The 7,044-nt window shown below is 27.3% G+C and carries 9 protein-coding genes and 1 tRNA gene; 2 read left to right on the forward strand and 8 right to left on the reverse strand.

Features of this window, described 5'->3' with window-relative positions; genetic code table 11:
* Positions 1–237 precede the first annotated feature (237 nt).
* Positions 238–576, forward strand: coding sequence for a metallopeptidase family protein (locus tag PLW95_06465; protein HOV22304.1), 339 nt, complete (start codon positions 238–240; stop codon positions 574–576).
* On the opposite strand, the gene pyrE is transcribed toward PLW95_06465, so the two are convergent.
* The 8 genes from pyrE to PLW95_06505 all read right to left on the reverse strand — a co-directional run bounded on the left by pyrE (position 571) and on the right by PLW95_06505 (position 6,341).
* On the reverse strand, positions 571–1,137 hold the full coding sequence (gene pyrE / locus PLW95_06470; protein ID HOV22305.1) for an orotate phosphoribosyltransferase: 567 nt from the start codon (positions 1,135–1,137) through the stop codon (positions 571–573). The two genes, PLW95_06465 and pyrE, sit on opposite strands and share 6 nt — an antisense overlap.
* A gap of 44 nt (positions 1,138–1,181) precedes the next feature.
* The gene (locus tag PLW95_06475) at positions 1,182–2,072 is read right to left on the reverse strand and encodes an aminotransferase class IV (protein ID HOV22306.1); all 891 of its coding nucleotides are present in this window, start codon (positions 2,070–2,072) and stop codon (positions 1,182–1,184) included.
* On the reverse strand, positions 2,050–3,441 hold the full coding sequence (pabB, locus tag PLW95_06480) for an aminodeoxychorismate synthase component I (protein HOV22307.1): 1,392 nt from the start codon (positions 3,439–3,441) through the stop codon (positions 2,050–2,052). Before pabB ends, PLW95_06475 begins: the two co-directional genes overlap by 23 nt.
* Positions 3,438–3,875 carry a ribose 5-phosphate isomerase B gene (rpiB, locus tag PLW95_06485; protein ID HOV22308.1) on the reverse strand — a complete coding sequence of 146 codons (438 nt, stop codon included), beginning with the start codon at positions 3,873–3,875 and terminating at the stop codon, positions 3,438–3,440. Before rpiB ends, pabB begins: the two co-directional genes overlap by 4 nt.
* Positions 3,872–4,846: an L-threonylcarbamoyladenylate synthase gene (locus PLW95_06490; GenBank protein HOV22309.1), complete on the reverse strand. Its 975-nt coding sequence runs from the start codon at positions 4,844–4,846 to the stop codon at positions 3,872–3,874. The genes rpiB and PLW95_06490 overlap by 4 nt, the downstream gene beginning before the upstream one ends.
* A gap of 4 nt (positions 4,847–4,850) precedes the next feature.
* Positions 4,851–5,702 carry a sulfide/dihydroorotate dehydrogenase-like FAD/NAD-binding protein gene (locus PLW95_06495; GenBank protein HOV22310.1) on the reverse strand — a complete coding sequence of 284 codons (852 nt, stop codon included), beginning with the start codon at positions 5,700–5,702 and terminating at the stop codon, positions 4,851–4,853.
* A 9-nt stretch (positions 5,703–5,711) separates the two neighbouring features.
* Positions 5,712–6,248 (reverse strand): dCTP deaminase, encoded by a 537-nt coding sequence (gene dcd, locus PLW95_06500; GenBank protein HOV22311.1) that lies wholly within the window; start codon positions 6,246–6,248, stop codon positions 5,712–5,714.
* A gap of 21 nt (positions 6,249–6,269) precedes the next feature.
* A tRNA-Thr gene (locus PLW95_06505) sits at positions 6,270–6,341 on the reverse strand.
* A 245-nt stretch (positions 6,342–6,586) separates the two neighbouring features.
* On the opposite strand from PLW95_06505, the gene PLW95_06510 reads away from it, so the two are divergent.
* Positions 6,587–6,709, forward strand: coding sequence for a hypothetical protein (locus PLW95_06510; GenBank protein HOV22312.1), 123 nt, complete (start codon positions 6,587–6,589; stop codon positions 6,707–6,709).
* Positions 6,710–7,044 lie beyond the last annotated feature (335 nt).

Here is a 7,044-nt window from a genome sequence, read left to right on the forward strand (position 1 = left end):
TTTTAAAAATTTTTTATAGTCATCTATCTCTTTATCATTAAAAAGAAGAAAATTTCCATAAACCTCACTCCATATATACTTAATAGAAACATCTTTTAGTATTTCTTCAATTTCCTCTTTTTTAGATAAATCAACAATTCTTACAGCAATTTCATATTTTCCCATTTTCTCCCTTTATTATATTTGCAAATTAAAAATTCACGGTATTAGTTAATATTGTAATATAATATATTAAAAATGGAAATTTCAAAAGAGGTATTTGAGGAAATAATATATCAGAAATTAAATTGTTTGCCGAAAGAGATAAAAGATAAACTTGAGAATATATGTTTTATTGTTGAGGAAAATGCCCCTTCATATACACTTCTTGGTCTTTATCATGGAGTTCCCTATCCTAAAAGAGGTCCTTCTTACTCGCTTGTTTTGCCGGATAGAATTATCCTGTACAAAAGGAATATTGAAGCGGGTTGTAAAACAGAAAAAGAACTTATAAAAAGAATAGAAAAAGTTTTGTTTCATGAAATTGGACATTATTTGGGGTTAGAAGAAAAGCAATTAAGAAAATTAGGACTATAAATCAATGTTTTTACTACCAGGTTTTACCAGTGGTATTCCCCTTTTACATAAAGGACATTCAGATGAATTATAATTTTTAACTTCAAGTTTTACAAGTGACCTTAAAGGATAGTTAAATTCAATTTTACCTCTTTCAACTATACACCCAATTCCTTCTATTTGTCCTTTAACTTTTTCAACAATATCAATTATTTCTCTAACAGAACCACCTGTTGTTATTACATCTTCACATATAAGAACCTTCTCTCCTTTTTCAATTTTAAAGCCCCTTCTTAATTTCATTTTACCTTCTTCTCTTTCTGCAAAAATACTACGTGCTTTCAATATTCTTGCAAGTTCATAGGAAATTATTATTCCACCAATTGCAGGTCCAATAACAACATTTATTTTTTTCTCTTTAAAGTTGTTTGCTAAGTTCTCACATAGAATTTGACCATAGTCAGGATACTGAAAAATAATTGCCATCTGAAAATATGTATCTGAATGGAGTCCTGATGAAAGAAGAAAATGTCCAGTTAAAATTGCACCTGTTTCTTTTAAAATTTTTAATATATCATTCATTTTTTTATTATAACATTTTTTAAGGACATCGTCATCTGTGCGGACTAGTCCATACTTTTTTGGCTCACCTTATTTTTTTTAAAAAAAATTGTTTCTTCTTTCAAAATTTCTATGTATTTTTTTATAATAAAATCAGTCATTTCATTTCTATTATTTTGAAAGAAATTTTTTACTTTTCCAACGGGCATTATTCCCATAAGGGTATTTGTAATAAAAATCTCATCACACTCACTTAAAGTTTTAGCAGTGAACTTTCCTTCTTTTATTTTTATTTTATTTTTTTGACATATTTCAATGATTATTTTTCTTGTTATTCCATTTAAAATTCCACAATCTAATGAAGGAGTATAAACTATATTATTTTTCACGAGAAATAAATTTGAAACAGTTGTTTCAGTAAGAAAATCATTATTGTTCAGAAAAATTGTATCTTCACAACCATTTTCTTTTGCTTCAATTTTCCCTATTATATTTTCAAGAAAGTTAAACGACTTTATTTTTGTGAGAGGCGACTTTTCATTTCTTATAATTTTTTCGCTTATAATACAACTTATTCCTCTTTCATAAAAATACTTAGGATAGGAAGTAAAATTTTTTAATATAATAAGAATATTTGTTTCTTTTCCCTCAGGGATAACACTTTTTCCTTTTTTTCTCCAGACATTAATTCTTATATATCCATTTTTTATCCTAAATTTTTTTAAGTATTTCAGTATTGACTTTTCAATTTCATTTTTTGGTGGTATTCGAAAACCACAGAAATCTGCACCTTTTTTCAACCTTTCATAGTGTTCAAAAAATCTAAAAAGTGAGTAGTTTTTTGAAATAATTGTTTCAAATATACCATCCCCAAAGAGAAATCCCCTGTTTAAAATTGGCAAACCAATATCTTTTTTTTGTTTTACTTTTCCATTAACTAAATAAATTTCCGGCATTTTGGTCAATTCCCAATGTAAGAAATAAATTCTTCGTTTTTATAAGTGTTTCTTCATATTCTTTTTCAGGGATACTATCCCAGACAATTCCGCCACCAACAGGATAATAAATTTTATTCTCTTTATGCAAAATTGTTCTTATTAAAATGTTAAGGAGCATATTTTTATTAAATCCTATATATCCAAGCGAACCAGTATAAAAAGACCTTTTTTCTGGCTCAAGTTCTTCTATTATTTCCATTGCTCTTATTTTAGGTGCCCCTGTAATTGAACCACCGGGAAATATATTTTTTATTATATCAACAGGAGCTACTTCTTTTTTTAATATTCCTTCAATAGTAGAAGTTGTCTGGAAACATGTTTTGTATTTTTCTATTTCAACAAGTTTTTTTACTTTAATACTACCAAATTCACATATTTTTCCGATGTCATTTCTTTCAAGGTCAACAATCATAATAAGTTCGGCTCTGTCCTTTTCACTATCTAATAATTCCTTTTTATTTTCAGAGTCCTCTTTTCTGTTTTTCCCTCTTGATATAGTACCTTTCATTGGTTTTGTTATTATTTTTATTCCATATTTTTTTATAAAAAGTTCAGGAGAATTGGAAAGAATTTGAAAGTTATTAAAGTCAAAATATGCAGAATATCCAGAAGGATTTATTTTTCTAATTTTGAGATAAATTTCTGATGGATTAAATATCCCTTCTGCTTGAAATCTTTGGGAGAAATTAATCTGATAAACATCCCCCTGTTTAATATAGTTTTTTATTTTTTCAATTGAACTGACATATTCAGAAAATTTCATATTGGAAGAAAAATTTTTAATTTTAGCTTCTTTTTCATCATTTTGAAATTTAAGAGAATTTTTTATTTCTGATGAAATTAAAGAAATTTTCTTTTTGAATGTGCTTTCTTTCTCAAAAAAATTTATTCCAGTTAAGATAAGTTTTTTTTTAATAATATCAAATATAAGAAAAGTGTCGTAAAAGCAGAAAAAAATATCGGGTATTTTTAAAATATCCGGATTTATGTCTGGTAAATTTTCAAATTTCAACCCTGCATCATAACCCAAATACCCAACTGCCCCTGGAATAAAGAAAAAACGAGTATCTACCCAGTATTTTTCAAGAAGTTCATTCAGGTAATCAAAAGGTTTTCCTATATAAGTTTTTTTTGAATTGGTGTCTTCTATTGTTATTTTATCTCCTTTGCTTTTAAAAATAAGAAATGGTTCAAAACCAACTATTGAATATCTACCGTAAGATGGTGAAACACTATCAAGGAAAAAGAAAAATTTTTTGGTATGGAATGACTTGAAAATGAGCTCAGGAGGTAGGTAATTTAGGTATTCAAAGAAAATATTCATCATTTTTCAAGTTTTTTAATTTTATTAACTCTTTTTAAATGTCTCCCTTTTAAAAATGGTGTTTCAAAAAATGTCTTTGAAATTTCAAGAGATAAAGTATTTCCTAACAATCTTCCTCCGAGTGTTAAAATATTTGCATCATTATGTTGCCTGGCGAGAAGTGCATCATAAATTGTACAACATCTTGCTGCTCTTATTCCTTTAAATTTATTTGCTGATATACTCATTCCTATTCCTGTTCCACATATTAAAATACCAAATTCAATTTCTTTCCTTATTATTCCTGATGCAACTTTTTCAGCAAAGTCCGGATAGTCAACTACTTTTTTAATTTCAGGTCCATAGTCAATTATTTCATAACCATCATTTTCAAGTTCTTTTTTTAAAAAGTCCTTCATTTCAAAGCCAGCATGGTCACTTGCTATACCTATTTTCATATTGCCATCCTTTTTAAAACAATATTTTTGACTTTCTCTTTTATTATATCTCTTATTTCTTCATAATGAAAAAGTTCTTTTCCTGCTGGGTCTGGTACATCTAAAACAAATATTTTATTTTCTTCTTTCGGAATAATTGATAAAATTTTTTCTTTTTGTTCTTTTTCCATAACAAAAATAAGGTCTGACTCTTTTAACATTTGGAAATTTAATGGTTTTGAAACAAAATTTTTAATTTCTATTCCAACTTTTTTCATCACTTCAAGTGTTTTATCAGATATTTTACCCCAAGATGTTATTCCAGTTCCAGCAGAATTTACTTCAATTTTAACATTTTTTTCTTTTAAGAAATTTTTTAAAAAATATTCAGCCATAGGACTTCTACAGGAATTGCCTTCACAAACAAAAATTACTTTTCCTCTTACAAGTTTAGGTGGAGAAAAAGATACATCCCAGATTGTTGATTCTTTCCCTTCTGTTTTTCCACCATTAATAATTAAATCCACTTTGTTTTTAACTTCATCAGATATTTCAGATAGACAGGAAGGTGTTTTTTCGCCTGATATATTTGCACTTGTTGAGGCAATAATTTCAAAATTTTTTAAAACATCAAGAAGAAATTTATTATCAGGAATTCTTAGTCCTATTTTTTTCTCATCAGAAGTTAGAAATGGAATTTCAATTTTACTTTTTCCAATTATTGTTGTACTTCCTGGCCATTTTTCTTTTATAAACTGGCGGTCAATTTCTATATATTTTTCTGCTTTTTCTATTGTATCAACAAATCCAATTAACATTTTTTTATAATCCCTTTTTTTAATTTCATATATTTTTTCTTTGCTTCTGTCATTAAATCCACCTGATATCAATCCATAAACTGTATCTGTTGGGACAATAACAACTCCACCCTTTTTAAGGGTATTTACCACAACTTTAATATTTTCTTCTTTCTCTTCTAATATCTTTTCCATTTTTTTATTTTTGTTGATGGGAGGTGCACTTACAGGAATTTATAAATTTTTCATAAGATATTTTTTCCATTTCTTTATAAAAAGAAGTCCTTTTTAAAAGTTCATCAAAATTAACTAAATGCGCATCAAAATCAGGTCCATCAACACATGCAAATTTTGTTTCTCCACCAATAGAGACCCTGCAACACCCACACATTCCTGTTCCATCAACCATAATTGGATTTAAACTTGCAATTGTTTTTATGTTATGTTCTTTTGTTATTTCTGACACCTTTTTCATCATAGGAATCGGACCTGCTGTTAAACAATAATCAATTTTTTCCCCATGTTGTATTAAATCAACAAGCATTTCAGTATTAAATCCTTTTCTGCCTTTACTTCCATCATCTGTTGTAATATAAATTTCATCACTTATATTTTTTAATTCTTCTTCAAGTATTATTAAATCCTTATTCCTTGCACCAATTATTGTAATTAGATAATTTTCTTTTTCTTTAAATGTTTTTGCCATCCAGAATATAAAAGCAGCTCCAACTCCTCCCACAATAATACATACATTTCCATATTTCTCAATTTCTGTTGCTTTTCCAAGAGGACCCACAATATCTAAAATATTTTCTCCATTTTCTAAAAATCCTAATTTTGCTGTTGTTGTTCCAACTTCCTGAAATATAAGAGTTATTGTTTCTTTTTCTTTATTTACATCTGCAATTGTTAATGGTATTCTTTCTCCTTTTTCGTCAACTCTTAAAACAATAAATTGTCCTGGTTTTGCTTTTTTAGAAATAATAGGAGAGATAACTTCAATTCTTTTAATTTTTTCTGCTAATTGTTCTTTTTTTATTATTTTATTCATTTTTTAAAATTATTTTGGAAGGACTATTCCTTTTGCTTTATCATATTTACCAGAAAGGTCCTTATATGACTTTTCACAAATATCTTCTCCTGAAATAAAAATAACCTGCCCAATTCCCTCATTTGCATAGACCTCTCCATCAACAGAAGAAAGATTTGCAATTTGTATTGTTATATATCCTTCCCATTCTGGTTCTAATGGTGTTACATTTATTATTATTCCACATCTTGCATAAGTTGATTTTCCAAAACAAATTCCAAGAACATCTCTTGGAATTTTAAAATATTCTTTACTTCTTCCAAGAATAAAATTATTTTTTTTTATTTTACATACATCACCTTTAAATTCATCAAACTGGTCTTTTGTTATTTTTTTAGGGGAGACAATTCCAATTCCTTTAAAAATAAGAAATTCATTAGATAATGTAAAATCATATCCATAAGAAGACAGCCCAAAAGAAATTCCTTTTTTTATTTTTTCAGGAAAAAAAGGAGTAATCATTCCTTTTTCTCCTAACATTTTTATCCATTTATCTGACTTTACCATTTTTTTATTTGAAAATAATAAAGCCACCTCGGGGACTCGAACCCCGGACCCGCGCATTACAAGTGCGCCGCTCTGCCGCTGAGCTAAGGTGGCAAACTCTTGCTATTTTAATAATTTATGCAATATTCCCTTTTATCCTGAACATATTAGTCAGCATTCCATTTCTTTCTCTCTTTTATAAATTTCTTTTTAATTATACCCTTTTCATCTCCATTTTTCAAAATTTATTGATTCAAATGTATTTTCTTCTATAAATTTATTCAAACATTCAATATCAAACATTAATTCTTCCCAATTTATTACTTTTGGGTTATCCCTAAAAATGATAAAATGTGGCTGTGGATATAAGATATGAGAAGGAGTTTTGGAAAGCAAGAAGTGGTAAAAAAAGGGAAAAAATTTTATTTATCTTTAATATTGGAGATATAATAATAGGAAATTATAAACTGAAGAAAAAATAAATAAATTACTTTTTTTTGCTTGTTAAAAAAATTTGCCATTTTTAAAAGTATGTTTTAAAATATCTTTAGATAATTAAATTTAGTGGCTAAAATTAAAGATAATCCAAAAATTTTAGGGCTTTAAAAATAAAAACTATCACACAATCATGTGGTAATAACAATGTATTGACAGAAAAAAAGAAGGGGTAAAATAATAGTAAAAGAGGAAGGAAAATGATGAAAAGAATAGTAGGAAGTAATAATAGAGAAGAAGTAATAGTCAAGAAAAAGAACACACACCTAGTATCTTTTTGTTTTTTCCTTATAATCACAATTTCTTTTTTAATCATTACAAA

This window comes from bacterium, from assembly GCA_035370465.1.
Taxonomy (GTDB): Bacteria; Ratteibacteria; UBA8468; order B48-G9; family JAFGKM01; genus JAGGVW01.

Coding starts and splice junctions, on each gene's coding strand:
- pabB (HOV22307.1), bottom strand. CDS start 3,441: ATGATGAATATTTTCTTTGAATACCTAAATTACCTACCTCCTGAGCTC.
- pyrE (HOV22305.1), bottom strand. CDS start 1,137: ATGAATGATATATTAAAAATTTTAAAAGAAACAGGTGCAATTTTAACT.
- PLW95_06465 (HOV22304.1), top strand. CDS start 238: ATGGAAATTTCAAAAGAGGTATTTGAGGAAATAATATATCAGAAATTA.
- rpiB (HOV22308.1), bottom strand. CDS start 3,875: ATGAAAATAGGTATAGCAAGTGACCATGCTGGCTTTGAAATGAAGGAC.
- PLW95_06475 (HOV22306.1), bottom strand. CDS start 2,072: ATGCCGGAAATTTATTTAGTTAATGGAAAAGTAAAACAAAAAAAAGAT.
- dcd (HOV22311.1), bottom strand. CDS start 6,248: ATGGTAAAGTCAGATAAATGGATAAAAATGTTAGGAGAAAAAGGAATG.
- PLW95_06495 (HOV22310.1), bottom strand. CDS start 5,702: ATGAATAAAATAATAAAAAAAGAACAATTAGCAGAAAAAATTAAAAGA.
- PLW95_06490 (HOV22309.1), bottom strand. CDS start 4,846: ATGGAAAAGATATTAGAAGAGAAAGAAGAAAATATTAAAGTTGTGGTA.